Genomic DNA, 16,196 nt, shown 5'->3' with positions numbered 1-16,196 from the left:
CAGGTGCGTAAGTGGCGTTTTAATATCGTCTCGGCGATATCAGGACGACACCACGCTGTCGCAAAGCAAACACAGGCCCTGTAGGAGCTGCCGGAGGCTGCGATCGCGGTGTATCAGGAGAAATGCTTCGCAGCCTTCGGCAGCTCCTACAGAAAATGTATTTCAATCCAGTGGTTTGCATGTTGTTTGATGAGAACAAGCTCTGAGCCCACAGACTCACATCAGCCCGGATCATGCCGAAACCGACTGATATCCGGAGTAAAGGTCGTTTGGTATTGCCCTTGCATCGGATCAAGAATGAAGCAGATTATTTTCGTGTGCAGTTCTGGCGGGGATCAGTTCGAGATGGATCAGTTGCGTGAAAAGTGTTTGTGGGAACAAGTCACGACTCGTCAGATTCAATCGGTACCCCTGAGCGGTGCACTCAAGGTCGATGTCTGCGTGATCGGTGGCGGTATCACAGGTTTGTCTGCCGCATTGCATTTACTGGAAAGCGGCAAATCCGTTGCGCTGCTGGAGGCCACGCGCATCGGCACGGGCGGCTCGGGGCGTAACGTCGGACTGGTCAATGCCGGTAGCTGGATTGCGCCCGATGATGCTGCTGCGGTGCTCGGCCCCGGCGTGGGGGAGAAATTCAACACGATCATGGGCCTCGCGCCTGCACTGGTGTTCGACCTGATCGAAAAATACGCCATTGACTGTCAGGCCCGTCACGACGGCACCTTGCACATGGCTCACAACGCCAATGGCGCCAAAGACATTCAGGCACGTCACGATCAATGGAAGCGTCGCGGTGCTGACGTCGAACTGCTGACCGGTGCCAAGTGCCGTGAATACTGCGGCACTGACAAAATCCCCACCGCCTTGTTGGACCGACGTGCAGGCACCATCAACCCGATGGGCTACACCGTCGGCCTGGCAGAAGCCGTGCTCAAGCTCGGCGGGCAGATTTTCCAGAACTCGCCCGTGCAGGCTGTCACTCGCGAAGGCTCGGGCTGGCTGGTCAATACGGCGGGCGGTACGGTTTCGGCTGACAAAGTCGTGGTCTCAACCGGCGCTTACACCGAAGGCGAGTGGGCGGGCATCAAGCAGAATTTCTTCAAGGGTTACTACTACAACGTCGCCTCCGAACCACTGACCTCAAGCGCTGCGGATGAAGTGCTCAAGCACGGGCAGGGCTCGTGGGATACGCGCCTGGTGTTGAGCAGTATTCGTCGCGACAACGAAGGTCGCTTGATCCTCGGCAGCATGGGCAAGATGAACAACAAGCCCGACTGGTTCATCAGCAGTTGGGCTGATCGCATTCAGAGCCATTACTTCCCGCAACTGGGCAAAGTCCGATGGGAAATGCACTGGACGGGCTGCATTGATTTCACCCCGGATCACATGGTCAAACTGTTCGAACCTGCACCGGGGCTGGTGGCCGCCAATGGCTACAACGGACGAGGCAACACCACGGGCACCGTCATGGGCAAGGCATTCGCGGACTTTTTGATCAAGGACGATCCGGACGTGTTGCCGATCCCGTTTGCCCCGGCTCCAGAGCTGAAAAGCGCAGGTGTGCGGGCATTAGCTTATGAGGCGGGCTTCAACCTGTATCACGCGGGGCAGTGTTTGCGGGTGATTCTGTAAGGCTCTAGAGTGGTCTAAGCTGCCACATTTTGTAGGAGCTGCCGAAGGCTGCGAAGGCAGTGTGTCTGATACCCCGCAATTCGCAGCCTTCGGCAGCTCCTACAAGTCGACGTTCCAATTCAAGGATTTTTCCCATGCCCACCGACTGGCACAGCAACACCATCACCCGCGCCACGCTCGTGGACAAGACTTACAAAAACACCCAGAACGTTCGGCGTTTCATGCTTGAACAATGCGGTGAAAAATTCAGATTCGACCGGGATTTCATGGCCTGGATACGCAATGACATCCCCAAGAACATGGGCGATGTCGCCGATGAGTGGCAGCGTCGGCAGGGGTGATCAGTCCAGGCTATATAAGCTTTCCGTAGGAGTTGACGAGCACCGCGAGGCTGCGATGGCGGTTTGTCTGACACTCCGCCATCGCTGGCCTCGTAACCTCGGTGAGCTCCTACAGGATTAATCTGCTGTGCGACTCCCACGTCAGGCCAACGGTGCGATGCCCAGCGCTTGCGAGCACTCCCGTAACGAGCGGCGCTGTGTATCGGCATAGAGCTTAAGCTCGTTGATGGTGCTACGACCCAGTGCCCGCTCGAAATCCTGCTGATTGGAGCTGGTGCCGTAATGAGACTGCGCGTCATCGCCCAGGTTGGACTGGAAAATCCCCGCCGCACTCACCGGCAAAAAGTCTTCGTAAACCAATGGTTCGAAGTGTACGTAGCCCGCGCTGATCAACTGCTCAAGGCTTGATCCTTGCTGAATACTTGCACCCGCTGCGATGCCTTGTTCAGTGGCGAAGTAGCGGAAGTACGCCAGGTCCTGATCACGCATTTCTTCGTGGCTGTCCGGGAACGCCTTGAACGCGGTTCCCAGCAGTTCGGCGTAACGCACGGCATTGCCCTCGTTGGGGAATTCACCCAGCGCGTCTCGGGCTTCATTCAGCAACTGGTCGTAAAGCTCGCGGCCTTTGGGCGTCAGGGCTGCGCCACGTTGTTCGATTTCACCGAAGCGCGCCGAGTGGCTGCCTGCTTCATTCGCGGACTGGCCGATAAACGTGATGGGCTCTTCCAGCGCTTTGAAACTGGTCTGGCGCAACAGGATCGGGCAGTTGCGGCGCGGCGGTCCTTCGACCACGGCTTTAGGCGTGATGCCTTTTTTGGGCATGCCGTCCTGCACCGTGTCGATGTCCAGCGTACGCGGGGTCAGGTGATTGATGTGCGGGCCATGAAACGCCACCACGTCCGCGATCAGACGGTGTTGGGCGTTCAGTTGTTTGTACTGATCCAGGCTCACCGTGGCGGTGTTGTGCCAGCGAAAAGTTTCCAGCGCTTGCTCGACGAAGTCTTGTGCATCGGCTTCAGTCAGGCCGCCGTCCAGTTCAGACTTTTCAATCAACTCCAGCGCACGCGGGGTGAAGATCTGGCGTTTGCTTAGCACTTGGCTGGCGAAGTCGCGCAGCTCGGGATTGGCGATCAGCTCCAGACGCAGCAACGATGTGAACACCCGAAACGGACTGACTTGCAGAGCGTGTTCATGTACGGCACGAAAGGCGGTTGAGTGCACCGGCACGCCCGCAGGTGTCAGGTCGTAATAGCCCACCGGCTCCATGCCCATGACCGCGAACAGACGGCTCAAGGTGGCCAGTTCAGTGGCGGTACCGACACGGATCGCGCCATGGCGCTCCATGTCCAGCCGCTGGATTTCACCGGTCAGTTTCAAGCTTTGCGCAACTTGCGAATTGCTCGCCAGAACGCCGTCATTGGTTTCCGCGACCAGTTCCATCAGCGTGCCGTAGAGTGGCACCTCGGTCTTGTACATGTCCGACATGGCTCGAGAAAAACTGGCACGGATCTCGTCACGGTTTGCGAAGCTTGAAGCTGTCATTGCGGGGAATCTCCACCTCAAGGGTCATTAAATTCTGCGCCTGGCCCCATTCCCGTGGGAGCGAATTCATTCGCGAAAGGGCCGGTACATTCGATAGATATGTTTTGTTTGTATCAATGTCTTCGCGAATGAATTCGCTCCCACGGGATTGTTGTTATTCCAGAGATTCCAGACACCGCTCAAAAATATCCAGCCCCTCGCGCAATACCTCTGGCTCGATCGTCAATGGCGCCAGCAAGCGGATGATGTGTCTCGACTTGCCACTCGGCATCAGCAACAAACCTTCTTTACGAGCCGTTTCCAGCAGTTGCGCCAGTTGCTGAGTACCGGGTGCCCCATCGGCGGTGATCAGCTCAATACCGCGCATGGCCCCAACGCCCGTCAAGCGTCCCAGATAAGGCGACAGCTTGTTGGCCTGCCAGGATTCGTAACGGCTGACGATTATGCTTTCCTGCATCTCGCCCCAGGCGGAAAGGTTCGCGTCGTTCAACTGGTCGAGGCTGGCGATCCCCGCTGCACACGCGATCGGGTTACCGGAGTACGTACCGCCAAGGCCACCTTTGGGCAGCGAACCCATCAATGCTCTGCGACCCACCACTGCACCCATCGGGATGCCGCCAGCGATGCTCTTGCCCAGCAAAATCAGATCGGGCTCGATACCCAGCCGGGTGAAGGCAAAGCGCTGCCCGGTACGCCCGAAGCCTGACTGGATTTCATCGGCAATCAGCAGAATGCCTTTTTCATCGCAGAACCGGCGCAGCGCCTGGGCGAAGTCAGGCTCCATGGCTAGAAAACCGCCTTCCCCCTGAACTGCTTCAAAGATAAAACAGGCGACGTCGTTCACATCGATCTCGACGCTGAACAAGCGGTCCATGGCTTTTAGCGCTTGCTCGGTGGTCACGCCGTTGTCTTTGCTCGGGTACGGAATGTGAAACACCGGGCCCGGCAATACTCCGACTTTTTGCTTGTACGGAGCGACCTTGCCATTGAGGTTCAATGTCGCCAGGGTGCGGCCATGAAAGCCACCGTCAAAGGCAATGACTGCGGTTTTGCCCGTGGCCCCGCGCACGATTTTCAGCGCATTTTCTGCCGCTTCTGCGCCGCTATTGGTGAGCATGCCGCTGAGTGGATAAGACACCGGGACGAACTGCTCCAGTTTGTCCATGAACCTGACATAGGGTTCGTGAGGCACCGCGTTGAAGCAGTAATGCGTGAGTTTCGTGGCCTGATCCTGAATGGCCGCTACAACGTGCGGATTGGTATGCCCCAGATTAAGCACGCCAATGCCGCCAACAAAGTCGATATAGCGCTTGTTGTCGGTATCCCACACTTCGGCGTTTCTGCCGTGGGACAGCGTCAGCGGATGAACATGAGAAATGGATTGACTGATGTTTTCGCGATTCATGACCAGTTTTCTGCCGAGAGAGATTGCCCCTATATAAGCGAGTAAGGCCAATCACCCACAAGCGAAATAAACTCGCGGCGTCATTCCAATAATTCGGGACGTTGAAAGCACCGGCATGCAGCGCATTTTTGTATGCGCTGCCCCGGTGTCCCTGACACCACGCCGTCGTGATGCAAGCGGGGATCTGTAGGAGCGCGCTTGCCCGCGATTCGGTCTGTCAGTCGATGAATATCTCGTCCGTTCTGACGCAATCGCGGGCAAGCGCGCTCCTACAGGTTTTGCATTTCTGCGTTAAGACGTTTCGTCAGCGACTTAAATCAAATCCACACATCATTAACCGCCGTCCGGCCGCTCTCCTCATGTCCGGTATTCAGCACTCCGCGCGGCTCGATCAGCAGCAGTTTCACTTCCCGCTCGGCGTAGGGTTTATGCTCGATGCCCTTGCCGACGACATACATTTCGCCGGCAGCAACCGTGACAAAACCATCGCGAAAATCAATGCGCAATTCGCCTTCCAGAATGATGAAAGTCTCGTCGGTATCCGCGTGAGAGTGCCAGATGAAGTCGCCCTGAATCTTCACCACTTTGAACTGATAGTCGTTCATTTCCGCCACAACTTTCGGCGTCCATTGTTCAGTGAACAGCGCATATTTGGCGGCGAAGTTAACTGCGGAGTTGGGCGGGGCAGAACAGGTGCTGGTCATGGTCAGTGCTCTCGGTTGATTCAGAAGCACCAACCTTAGCGAGCTACAAATAAACCGTATTGCACGATCGTGCAGCTTTGGATGGCCTTGTCAGTGTCGGCCGAGCATCTTCAGCCAGCGTGCGGGGGAGATGCCAAATGCCTGACTGTACTGGCGCGTCATGTGGCTTTGATCGAAGAACCCACACGCCAGCGCGGCCTCGCTGAGCGGCTGGCCCGCGAGCAGCAAACGACGCACTTCTGCCAGACGACGCTGAGTAATGTAGCGATAGGGACTGGTGCCATACAGCGCGCGAAAATCCCGGGACAAACTCCAGCGGTCGCGACCGCTGGCCTCTACCAGATCGTCCAGCGTGATCACCTGATTCAGCGCGTCATGAATGTACATTCGCGCCCGTTCGGCTGCGGTGTAATCCAGCGCTCGCCGCCCGCGTTTATTCCCGGCGGCAGCGTCCAGCGCCTGGGCCAGATCGTAAATGGCGTCCTCTTCTTCAAGTGGGTCGAGGGCGTTTTCCATGCTTTGCAGCAACGCACTGGTCGCGGCAAATAGGCGCGGATCACTGGAGAGGCCACCCGCTACAAAAGGCAACGACTTACCGCCCAGGACCTGCTGTATAAGCGAAGGCTCGATGTAGAACATCCGGTAATGAAAGCCCGCATCGGTCCCTGCTTGCCCGTCATGGACTTCGTCCGGGTGCAAAACCATGGTGCCGCCTGCAAGGCTGTGACGGTAATCGTTGCGGTAATGAAAACTCTGCACCCCGGCCAGCGTGCGCCCGATGGCGTAGGTGTCGTGACGATGCGGTGTGTAGCCGTGCCCGCTGAAGTAAGCTTCGATTCGTTCCATCTTGCGCGACTGCGGCGCACGCACCAGCCAGTCGCGTTTGGTTTCGGTGGCCATGGAAATTTTAACCTGCGCCCTGAGTCGCCCTACCATATACGGCAATCGCAACGAATGGCAGGGCGCTCAGCTCACAGGGCAAATCGAGAGACGAGCCTGTTCAAACCGACGGCCAGCTTCGACAGCTCGGTGCTGGCAATGGAGGTCTGGCTGGCGGCCGACGAGCTCTGGATGGACAGATCGCGAATACTGACCAGATTCTGATCCACCGACCGGGACACATGCGCTTGCTCTTCGGATGCCGTGGCAATCAGCAGGTTGCGTTCGTTGATGTCAGATACTGCCGACGCGATGTCGCCGATGGCGATATTGGCTTCCTGCGCGATGGTTAGCGTCAAGACGGCCTCACTGTTGCTCTGCACCATGGCCTGCACCGCTTTGCCTGAACCTGTCTGAATGCCTTTGACCATTTGCTCGATCTCAAGGGTCGAGGTCTGGGTGCGATGTGCGAGTGCACGAACTTCGTCAGCGACCACGGCAAAGCCTCGGCCCTGTTCACCTGCGCGCGCGGCTTCAATGGCGGCGTTCAAGGCCAACAAGTTGGTCTGTTCGGCAATCGAGCGAATAACGTCGAGCACCTTGGCGATGTCCTGGGTTTGCGTCGCCAGGCCTTCGATTTCAACGGTGGTTTGCTGCACGGTCTGGCTGAGTTGTTTGATCGATTTGATGGTTTCCGCGACTTTATCTTTACCGATTGCGGCGGATTTCTCCGAATCCTGTGTGTATTGCGAAGCGGCTACTGCGTTACGTGCGACTTCTTCAACGGCCGCTGTCATCTGGTTCACGGCCGTCGCGGCCTGTTCGGTTTGCATGTTCTGTTTCTGAATACCCGACAGCGATTCTTCGGTGATGGAGCTCATTTCTTCAGCCGCCGCTGCCAACTGACCGGAAGAGTCCGAGATGTGCTGAATCGTGCTCTTCAGGCTCTGAAGCATGGCATCGGTCGAGAGTTGCAACTCGGTTAGTTCATCTTTGCCAGACACTTCGACGGTAGATCTCAGGTCACCTTCTGATATCTGCTTGATGGACTGCACCAGTTTTTTCACCGGTGCGCTGATGCTGCGGGTAAAGAGAAAGGCAATAAACATCGACAGAATAATTGTGCCAATCATGATCGCAATAGTGAACGTAAAACCCTGGTCGTATTGCGTTTGCGCGACAAGGCCTGATTGAGTGGCGCCGGCATCATTCACACTGATCAGATTATCGATTGAGGTTTGCAAAGCAGTCGCCAGCGGTACAGTGACGGTGTTGATATAAACAGTGGATTCTTGGGTTGAACGGGTTTCGCTTTGAGCGATTAATACATCCAGTGTTTCTTCATAACGCTTGAGGCCTTGCATGACATCGTTGTAGAGACGCTGTTCTTCTGGATCGGATACAAGCCCGGCGTAACCGCTTACCTGTTCATCCAGCTCTTTTTTCAACTGACCCATCTTGATGATCGACGCAGCTTTTTTGTCGTCCCCGTCAGCGGTGTAATGCAACGCTTCAAGCCGCAGGCGCAGTAGCGTGGCGTCTATCTTGCCCGCCTGGCGTATGCTGGGCAGCCAATCGGTTTCCAGCTCTACGGTGGATTTGTGAACCTCGCTGATCTTGTACAGCGAGAGGGTACTCAGGCCTAGCATCAGCAGGCAGATAGCGCCAAAACTGAGCAACGCTCTGGGTGTTAGTTTGAAATTTCTCATGAACATGAGTTCACCTGTAAGTAAGGTCAGAAACGGCTGAATGACTTAATGTCCATGTGCCATCACTCTTAAGCCTAAGATCTTAAAAAAGGTCACTGTATGCAAGAGATTTCAGAGGAGTGGTGATTGGTAAATTCAATCACGAAGATAGTCAAGTGTTTGAGTGAATATAAATATTTTTTTGACGTCAGTTTTAAGTTCTTTTCACGGTTGATTTTGTTAGTGTTTTCGCCGACCTGTAATGCGAATGTTTATTGTTGATAAAGATGCTATTACCAAAGTATTAAGCAAGGTGCTTTTTTTGCGAGGTGATTAATGAAGTGGTTGTTCAGCTTGGGTTCAGGAAGTGCAAGCCGATTTTAATCACAAGGAAGGTTAGTTGTGAAGGGGAGCACTCTTCGACCTAGGGTGGCTGCCGTGCTGGAAATCCCCGATTCAGCAAGCCGTGAGCCCCTGGTTGGCATGGAAGGCCGCGCTTCACCTCGGCCAAAAGCACTCTACGCCACCTTCATTCCGAACGGGATAGACAGTAGATGCAGGACAAACCCTGTGACGAGGCTGAAGATGATCAGGTTCCGATAGCTGCGCTCGTTAAACCTCTTGTCGTAATGATTGACGATTGGGGCTGACGCGCTAACCGCCCAGGAGAGAAGTGAAGCCACCGGCCAGATCATGTCCCGACCTGCAAAGTAAAACCACGAGGAATTGCCGTGCCTGCCCGGATAAAAGATCTCTATTTCCTGATAAATCAGCGCTTTTATCATGATCGTTATAAGAAACAAGGAAAGCGCCCCCAGCAGCACGCGCGCGGCCAATGGTAGTCGTTTCTTGGTGTATAGCTCGGGGTGCAACGTCCAGATCAGCGGCTTATGGCAACGCAGACACTTCGCTTCCTTTACCCCGTTGGGCCGCACCTTGTTGTGCTTGCTGCAGTTTCGACACGTTATATCCAGTGTCCAGTCCATGCCCTTATGACAACTCACACACTCGCGCGACAGGCCTGGATTTACCCACTGGTTTACAGCACCACAGTGCTCGCAGTTCTTTTGTCTTGGTTCCATTGATCGCCAGACCTTGTGGAGATGACACCGCGCATTTGTCGGCGTTGCAGGACCGGCTAAACCCGGTCCTGCGGGTTCAGTTGAACCCGCAGGAAAGCATCAAGCCTTTACATCAGAACGCCAAACCAACCTTCACACCATACTCATCGCGCTTGAGTTTGGTGTTGTCGGCCACATCCGAGTCCTGATCGAGCTTGTACTCGGTGCGGGTGTAATAAACACCCGCCGTCAGCGGCAGCGAACCGTTCTGGTTCATCAGGAAGCTGACTTCGGCATAAGGGTTGGTGCGGTCCTTGAGGTCGACCGTGTCGCTGCCCAGATCATTGACCTTGATGTAGGTGTCGGAGTTGATCGTGCGACGCGCGCCCAGCTCGACACGCATCGTGCCTTGGTCGAACTTGTGGTTGTAACCCAGCGCGGCCTTGGCAAACGGCGAGCGGGCGGTCATTTCGATGTCGAAATCATCAGAGTCCGGCTCGTAACGCGTCCAGCCATAGCCACCACCGACGATCACATCAACGAAATTGCGCGCATCCAGCGCCGCACGCCAGCCCAGGTCTACATCACCCTGGCCTTCCTTGAGCTTGTTGTCGCTCTTCTTTCCGTACCTGGCCTCAACACCTGCTTGATAAATAAAGCCCGACTCGGCTGTCAGCTTGTTGCCGAAGTTGAAAAACAGACCGCCCTGCGGCATGTGTTCTTTATCCGACTCGCTGCCGCCTTCCAGCTTGAAATCACCGTAGCTGCCCAGCAAACCAGCGGTGAAGATCGGGTCGGTAGCCGTCGCTGCCATCGCATATGGCGCGGCCAGCAGAGTGGTAAGGGCGGAGAGTTTCAACAGGCGGGATGCAAAACGACTAGACACTTTTCAACTCCTTGTGAAAAAAATGTGAAAACAAAGCGTCAGGTTCGAGGGTTTCGAGTGGGAAAAGTTCGGGGGCTGGTGTAGGAAAATAGCCGTTAAATGTGAGAGGTCAGTAGGCTACCGAGTCCACGTATCAGTCATTCTGTTCGCACCTTACGAACCTTCAACTCACACATTCAGCCTGCTTACGATCCAGCAACCCATCCACCATGGCCTGAGCCATTTCCACCAGATGCATCACGGACATGGCGTGGTCGCGTTGCGCGCCGTGCAGGTTGTCGGCGGCTTCGTAAGCGGTGCTGGTTGCGCAGCGCAGCAGGTCGGCGGTGTGTGAGAGGACGTCTTCCTGGCTGATGTCCGTGCGTACGGAAAAGAAGCGGTTAAGGGTGCAAAGTTCGGTTGGGTTGTTCTTCACCGTGTTGATCTCCTTATGCGTAACCGGGTAGCTGCAACCTTCAGGACTCGTGAAGGGGTGGCAGCTGTATGAGGGTTAGTCGACCGATCACAGAAAATCGGCGCACTCGAAAGTGCCCCGCATACAGCCGCCATAACAAAGGCTAATAGATGCCTATAGCGGGATGTTTAAGATTTTCTGTGAGTCAGGCGACTAAACCCGGTCGCTGATGTGCAGCGACGGGCGGGAGATTAGAGAAGCGATTTCCCGTAAACAACCCAGCGGGCGGCGTTGGCGGAAATCGAGACCGATCCTACAACGCTCAGTGCTTATGGATGACGCTGCCAGGTAACGTATGATTGCCGTCTTATCGAATTCATCCAAGGACCCCGCCATGCCGCCGTTAAGCAAACGCGATCAGGCACGTATCGAGCGCCGCCTGGCGTCTACCCTGACCGAGGCGTGCGAAACCGCAAAAGCAGAGATCGTCGGCTTTTCGTGGCTGACCCACGAGGTGGATTACGCAGCTTTTCCTGCCAGCCTGCGCGTGGTGTGGATCTTCGATACAGACATCCAGAAAGACCAGGCCCTCGCCAGTGGCCAACGTGAACGCATGGTTGAGCTGACTGCCCAGGCGCTCGAAGACGCCGATATCATCATTGCCGATGTCAGCAAGCGGGTGCAGTTCGACAGCGAAGAACAATGTCAGCGTGCCAATGGCGGCAACTGGCAGCAACGTCTGGCGCGGGGTTGAAGCGTGGCAAAGGACATTGAAAATCCCTGCACCTCGGTTTGCCAGCTCAGCGGTGATCTTTGCGTGAGTTGCGGCCGAAACAAGGAAGATATCCGCAAATGGCGTCGCATGAATCGCCCCGAGAAAATGGCCGCCGTGCAGCGCGCCAGTCAGCGTTTGAAAAGCCTGAACAAGAAGAAAGGCTGAGGGCTCTTAGTCAGCTGTGTGAAAGCGGCCGCCCTCTGCAATACTCCGAGCATCGATACCCGACCTGTCGCCAGGAAAAACCATGAAAACAAAAAGCCTGATGTTCTTGTTTCTGTTCAGCGTGCTCGGCGCCTTTCAGGCAAACGCGGCTGATAAATCCTGCGCTGAAGCCATCGGTGATAAGCGCTCGGCGTTACTCGTGAAGCAATGCATCAGCGTATCGCCCGCAACCCGACCACCGTGCAACGCGGCCAATAGCTGCGAAATGATCAACAGCGAAGTCGAGCGCGGCTGCGGAATGTTGGCCGATGACGGGACCGCGCCGGACTTCTGCACATTCACCCTCACCAAACCTGAAACCTTCCAAGGCGCATTGATTTCCGGAAGCGGTATTGATGATCACACCGTCACTGTCCTGCTCAACGACGGCCGCCGCTTCACGGCTTATTGTGATGGCAAATGCGGCTCGTGGTTTATCGCTGAAGACGAAGGGGAGGCTACCTTGCTGCCGAACATTGCAGGCAGGAACGTCAAAGTCACCGTGGCGAGTGAACCCAACAAAGACCGCATCGCCGGGCCCGCCGAGGACGAGATGTTGGTGTTTGTGAAGAAGATTGAATTGGTTAAGTAACAGCCCAGCTTTCGCGCAGCGGGGAACCTGTCGGAGCGCGCTTGCCCGCGATTGCGACGGCACGGGCGATATGTTTATCGACTGACATACCGAATCGCGGGCAAGCGCGCTCGTCAGACAAAATGCAAACTAATGGCTTGAAATGCATTTTCTGTAGGAGCTGCCGAAGGCTGCGAGACATTTGTTCTGACACACCGCAATCGCAGCCTTCGGCAGCTCCTACAGGTCCAATGTTTGCTTCGCGACAGCCCTGTGTCGGGGCACGGAGCAATCTCCTGCAGGGAAAAAAGCATTTCAATTCAGAGATAGGTGGTGTTGATGGCGCGCGGCGTTGGGGCGAAGAGGCGACCGTGTTGCGGCAATCGCCTACTTCTGCGGCCCAAACGCTTCCAGTCTTGCCTGCACCGCATCATCAAAAATCATATACAGCGCTTCAACATCACTCGGCCGCAAACGCTTGGCGGTTTCCAGCCCAAGGATAAAAGCAATCTGCAACTCACCCTCGCTCTCGACATCTTCGCGAGTGCTGGCGGCATCCAGAGAGCGAAGCAGCTTATCAATAGGCCCACGAATAGGCTTTGGCAGCCGTAACAGGTCCAGCCTTTCTTGTGTCATTACGCGCTCCAAAACCATCGACCGGGTCGAGGGCGGTTAGTAAGCCGACCATAGTGGGCCAAAACGGGCGGGAAGGGGATAGAAAAAGCGACGTAATGTTTGGAGTGCCAGCAGTCCGGCATTCCATTCCAGCAGCTAAACGACAGCGACGGTCAAGCTGCGCTTGTAGGGCATATCAGGCTCTCTGCCGGAATGCCAAACATGTCGTGGAGCTTCCAGATCATTGGCAGAGTCAGTGATCGCTTCCGGTTCAGCACTTCATAAACACGATTGGTTCTGCCGATGGCAGGCACCAGATCTGCTGCTGTAAGCCCGGATTGTTCCATACGAAATTTGATCGCCTCAATTGCGTCCGGTAAATCAATCGGGAACGTCTTCGATTCATAGGCTTCGATCAAGGTAATCATGACCTCGAATGCATCACCTTCGGCGGTTCCAGGCTCAGGCTCGCGCTCGAACAGAGGGGAGATTTCTTTGAGAGCTTCCCGGTATTCTTCATCTGTTCGAATCGGACGGATATTCATGATCACTCCATCTTTTGCCCATACCATCCCAATCACCAGAACGCTCCACACCGTATCCGCGGAATCGTTTGTTCTAGCTGGGTAAGCCGGTCTCGTTGACCAACAGCTCTCGCCCCATTTCATCCACATCGGATACTGCATTTTCGTCTCCCACTGACTCTTCAGGGGATGATCGCTCTGGAGTCTTTTTCCCGGCAAAGAAAAAGATGTATCTAGAGTTGCCTATATGCCTTCTGGTCGGGAGCCTGTCTGGCAAATGGTGAAGCTTTCAAGCCTCCGGCTTCACCCGCCCTATCAAATCATTCAACACATACGTATCCAGAAATGCCTTCGCCTGCGTGATCTGCCCATCCTTGAACGTCAGGTGCCACAGGTAACTGTTTCTGTACGGCTGCTGATCCAGTGCCGTCGCTTCACCGTTCCACAGCACAACCACCACATCGCCTTCAGCAACAATGCTCAGAACAACAGGTTTGATCGGGCTGGCCAGCCGCGCGCTAATTGGTTTTACAGCTCGCTCCAGGAAGTCCTGTTTGCCTTTATAAACGCCAGAAACAGGGCTGGACCCAGCGACGGTCCACTCAGCGTCAGGCGCCAACAGGTCGAAGGTGGTGCCTGTGCCTTGCTGCCAATTCACAAACGATTGGCGGACCAACTCCGCATTTGAAGGCTGCGCTGCATTGTCAGTCGCCCACGCCGTGCCCGTTAAAAACACAGACAGCAGGGCAGCAGCTTGGAACCGAAAAACCGTTTTTAGCCATGTGCGCATGTCGTTCACTCCGTTGCGGTTATCAGGATTCTTGTGGGGAAGAACCTAACCCGCATCTGAGCTGACGGCGTAGCTCGATACTGCGAGGGCTTTGCCTGATGCTGCGTTCTGTGCCTTCAGGATTTGCGCCCGCTGATCTCAATGTGGCCCTCACAGTTCATCAAAGCCTTAAGCCTCTTCTGTCCGATGTCGAACGGCACTGTCCACCAGTTCGTTCTGGAGTCATACGATGCCCCCGGCTTTAGTTCGTAGGGTGTTGTTTTCACGTGCTCAGGGTGCCGTAAAAAATAAGCATCCAGTGATTGCAGCCAGAACTGCTCACCGTTATCGGGGCAAGACATCTCGGTTGACTCATCGCATCCTGAGAGCACGAGTGACAGCAAAATAGCCAAAGTTTTAAAGCGGGATTTCATTGGCGATTCCTTGAAAGGTCGGGCAAAGCCTAACAGAGGTTCTTAAAGCATGGATGACGGGGCGGGGTTAAGAATTACCGACCGCCGATTACGATAGCCCCACTGCCACGCCCTGCCTGGCACGGTTTGTCGGTCGAAAAAAGAGAGTGAGCGGGTTTGTTGGTATGGTTTATTATTAAATATTGTTATTTTTTTGGTCTATTAAAGTCATATTGTTTTATTTTTTTAGGGGGGCCTCTAAGATGCTTGATTGAAGCGATTAGTGAGAGAGGTTCACCATGGGCAATGCCCTCGTTCCGGAATTTTCAGTTTCTGACTGGCGCGCTTCAAAGCGCTTCTACTGCGAAATCCTCGGCTTCACCTGCCAATACGAGCGCCCCGAGGAGGGCTTCTGCTACCTGGCATTAGGCGACGCAGAATTGATGATCGACCAGATTGGCGAAGGCAGAACATTCGAGCAAGGCTATCAGCCGGATCATTATCCATTCGGCAGGGGCCTTAATGTCCAGATTCGAGTGCCATCTGTTGAGCCATTGCTTCGCTCGCTCGCCGAACACCACATCAAATTGTTCCTGCCGGTGGAGGATCGCTGGTATCGGGTGGGCGCAGAGGAGAACGGGAATCGGCAGTTTGTGGTGGCTGATCCGGATGGGTATTTGTTGCGGTTTTATGAGCGGTTGGGGAGTCGGAGTGTTCAGGATGAGGCTATGGCGGTTTCAGCATTTCCCAGTGACGAACGTGAAGACCTTCGCATCGAGCGTGTAGCCATTGAGCGCCGGGCCGCCTTTGACGAGCAGAATGCCCTGAGCCTCGAGGAGATGGAGGCTCGCTTCAAGTAAAAGGCGGCGAGAGGGCAGGGGGTAATGCCGCTGCGACTAAAGCAACTGCCCACCCGAAATATCAAACGTCGTCCCGTTAGCCCACGCCATGTCGTCAGACAGGATCGCTGCGACTGCACCGCCGATATCATCCGGCAGACCGACACGGCCCAGCGCGATGCCCTGTGCTACATAGGCGTTCACGTCTTTATTGTCGCGCACTACACCGCCGCCAAAATCAGTGGCAATGGCGCCCGGAGCAATCGCATTCACCCGAATCTGGCGCGAACCCAGTTCTACTGCCATGTAACGGGTCAGCGCCTCGACAGCGGCCTTTACCGCCGCATAGAGGCTGTAACCCGGCAACGTAAAGCGCACGAAGCCGGACGAAACGTTCAGGAGGCGACCACCATCTTCAACCAGTGGCAGCAGCTTCTGCGTCAGAAAAACAGGACCGCGAAGGTGGGTAGCGACCAGTGAGGCAAACTGGTCTTCGGTTGCGTCAGTGAAGTTCGCGAAGAGACCATTGCCCGCATTGTTGACCAGGAAGTCGAAGCGCTCGCGGCCGAACCCGGTCTTCAACGTCTCCGTTACAGCGCTTGCAAAAGCCGGGTAGCTGGCGGTGTTGGTGATGTCGAGCGGCAGCATCGCTACTTTGCCGCCTATTGCCTGGATTTCCTGCTTCAGCGATTCGGCTTCTGCGACGCCGCTGCGATAGGTGCCGATGATGTGAACGCCACGTTTGGCAAGGTGCAGCGCCATGTTGCGACCAAGGCCACGACTGGCGCCGGTAATGAGTGCGATCTTGTGAGTCATGAGTGTTCTCTGCTGAGTTTCAGGCGCGTCTTTTCGGCGCGGTTTTGACCCGCTCAAGATAGGCAAGTAAAGCAGCGCCACCCACGCCCAATAAGCTCAATTCATTGCCTGATTGTCTCAATCGTATTGCGCGATGAC

The 16,196-nt window shown here is 55.4% G+C and carries 19 protein-coding genes; 6 read left to right on the top strand and 13 right to left on the bottom strand.

What is annotated here, in order from left to right:
• Window positions 1–345: 345 nt before the first annotated feature.
• Window positions 346–1,632, top strand: a complete 1,287-nt coding sequence (locus RX972_RS11160) for an FAD-binding oxidoreductase (RefSeq protein ID WP_316875130.1) — start codon at window positions 346–348, stop codon at window positions 1,630–1,632.
• Window positions 1,633–1,766: 134 nt separating this feature from the next.
• On the top strand, window positions 1,767–1,973 hold the full coding sequence (locus RX972_RS11155; RefSeq protein ID WP_316875066.1) for a DUF6434 domain-containing protein: 207 nt from the start codon (window positions 1,767–1,769) through the stop codon (window positions 1,971–1,973).
• Between the two features lie 141 nt (window positions 1,974–2,114).
• Here the strand turns inward: RX972_RS11155 and RX972_RS11150 are convergent, their stop codons facing one another.
• From RX972_RS11150 to RX972_RS11115, 8 genes are all read right to left on the bottom strand, one after another.
• The gene (locus tag RX972_RS11150) at window positions 2,115–3,515 is read right to left on the bottom strand and encodes a VOC family protein (protein ID WP_231668002.1); all 1,401 of its coding nucleotides are present in this window, start codon (window positions 3,513–3,515) and stop codon (window positions 2,115–2,117) included.
• A 154-nt stretch (window positions 3,516–3,669) separates the two neighbouring features.
• Window positions 3,670–4,920 (bottom strand): aspartate aminotransferase family protein, encoded by a 1,251-nt coding sequence (locus tag RX972_RS11145; protein WP_316875064.1) that lies wholly within the window; start codon window positions 4,918–4,920, stop codon window positions 3,670–3,672.
• A 317-nt stretch (window positions 4,921–5,237) separates the two neighbouring features.
• The gene (locus tag RX972_RS11140) at window positions 5,238–5,624 is read right to left on the bottom strand and encodes a cupin domain-containing protein (protein ID WP_316875062.1); all 387 of its coding nucleotides are present in this window, start codon (window positions 5,622–5,624) and stop codon (window positions 5,238–5,240) included.
• Between the two features lie 90 nt (window positions 5,625–5,714).
• Window positions 5,715–6,524 (bottom strand): AraC family transcriptional regulator, encoded by an 810-nt coding sequence (locus RX972_RS11135; RefSeq protein ID WP_231675861.1) that lies wholly within the window; start codon window positions 6,522–6,524, stop codon window positions 5,715–5,717.
• Window positions 6,525–6,595: 71 nt separating this feature from the next.
• Window positions 6,596–8,218 carry a methyl-accepting chemotaxis protein gene (locus RX972_RS11130; protein ID WP_122705516.1) on the bottom strand — a complete coding sequence of 541 codons (1,623 nt, stop codon included), beginning with the start codon at window positions 8,216–8,218 and terminating at the stop codon, window positions 6,596–6,598.
• A gap of 491 nt (window positions 8,219–8,709) precedes the next feature.
• Window positions 8,710–9,273, bottom strand: coding sequence for a hypothetical protein (locus RX972_RS11125; protein ID WP_316875057.1), 564 nt, complete (start codon window positions 9,271–9,273; stop codon window positions 8,710–8,712).
• Between the two features lie 112 nt (window positions 9,274–9,385).
• Window positions 9,386–10,138, bottom strand: coding sequence for an outer membrane beta-barrel protein (locus RX972_RS11120; RefSeq protein WP_316875055.1), 753 nt, complete (start codon window positions 10,136–10,138; stop codon window positions 9,386–9,388).
• Window positions 10,139–10,301: 163 nt separating this feature from the next.
• A complete protein-coding gene (locus tag RX972_RS11115; protein WP_241154059.1) occupies window positions 10,302–10,553 on the bottom strand; it encodes a DUF6124 family protein in 252 nt (83 codons plus the stop codon).
• A 373-nt stretch (window positions 10,554–10,926) separates the two neighbouring features.
• Here RX972_RS11115 and RX972_RS11110 point away from each other — a divergent pair, with 373 nt between their 5' ends.
• The 3 genes from RX972_RS11110 to RX972_RS11100 all read left to right on the top strand — a co-directional run bounded on the left by RX972_RS11110 (window position 10,927) and on the right by RX972_RS11100 (window position 12,103).
• Window positions 10,927–11,286 carry a hypothetical protein gene (locus RX972_RS11110; RefSeq protein WP_316875052.1) on the top strand — a complete coding sequence of 120 codons (360 nt, stop codon included), beginning with the start codon at window positions 10,927–10,929 and terminating at the stop codon, window positions 11,284–11,286.
• Between the two features lie 3 nt (window positions 11,287–11,289).
• A complete protein-coding gene (locus tag RX972_RS11105) occupies window positions 11,290–11,472 on the top strand; it encodes a DUF1289 domain-containing protein (protein WP_027901417.1) in 183 nt (60 codons plus the stop codon).
• Between the two features lie 82 nt (window positions 11,473–11,554).
• Entirely contained in the window at window positions 11,555–12,103 is a 549-nt protein-coding gene (locus RX972_RS11100; protein ID WP_316875050.1) for a hypothetical protein, read from the top strand.
• 366 nt (window positions 12,104–12,469) lie between these two features.
• Here RX972_RS11100 and RX972_RS11095 read toward each other — a convergent pair whose 3' ends face one another.
• The 4 genes from RX972_RS11095 to RX972_RS11080 form a co-directional block, all read right to left on the bottom strand.
• Entirely contained in the window at window positions 12,470–12,718 is a 249-nt protein-coding gene (locus tag RX972_RS11095; protein WP_027901418.1) for a hypothetical protein, read from the bottom strand.
• Window positions 12,719–12,870: 152 nt separating this feature from the next.
• Window positions 12,871–13,242, bottom strand: a complete 372-nt coding sequence (locus RX972_RS11090; RefSeq protein WP_316875048.1) for a transcriptional regulator — start codon at window positions 13,240–13,242, stop codon at window positions 12,871–12,873.
• A 268-nt stretch (window positions 13,243–13,510) separates the two neighbouring features.
• Complete coding sequence (locus RX972_RS11085; RefSeq protein ID WP_316875047.1) at window positions 13,511–14,011, bottom strand: nuclear transport factor 2 family protein; 501 nt, start codon at window positions 14,009–14,011, stop codon at window positions 13,511–13,513.
• Window positions 14,012–14,127: 116 nt separating this feature from the next.
• Window positions 14,128–14,424, bottom strand: coding sequence for a hypothetical protein (locus tag RX972_RS11080; RefSeq protein ID WP_122395585.1), 297 nt, complete (start codon window positions 14,422–14,424; stop codon window positions 14,128–14,130).
• A gap of 278 nt (window positions 14,425–14,702) precedes the next feature.
• Here RX972_RS11080 and RX972_RS11075 point away from each other — a divergent pair, with 278 nt between their 5' ends.
• Complete coding sequence (locus RX972_RS11075; protein WP_316875045.1) at window positions 14,703–15,263, top strand: VOC family protein; 561 nt, start codon at window positions 14,703–14,705, stop codon at window positions 15,261–15,263.
• 36 nt (window positions 15,264–15,299) lie between these two features.
• Here RX972_RS11075 and RX972_RS11070 read toward each other — a convergent pair whose 3' ends face one another.
• Window positions 15,300–16,058, bottom strand: a complete 759-nt coding sequence (locus RX972_RS11070; RefSeq protein ID WP_316875043.1) for an SDR family NAD(P)-dependent oxidoreductase — start codon at window positions 16,056–16,058, stop codon at window positions 15,300–15,302.
• Between the last annotated feature and the right edge of the window lie 138 nt (window positions 16,059–16,196).

The sequence above is a fragment of the Pseudomonas syringae group sp. J309-1 genome (assembly GCF_032582135.1).
GTDB lineage: Bacteria > Pseudomonadota > Gammaproteobacteria > Pseudomonadales > Pseudomonadaceae > Aquipseudomonas > Aquipseudomonas quasicaspiana.
This window is presented reverse-complemented; position numbering and strand designations above follow the sequence as displayed.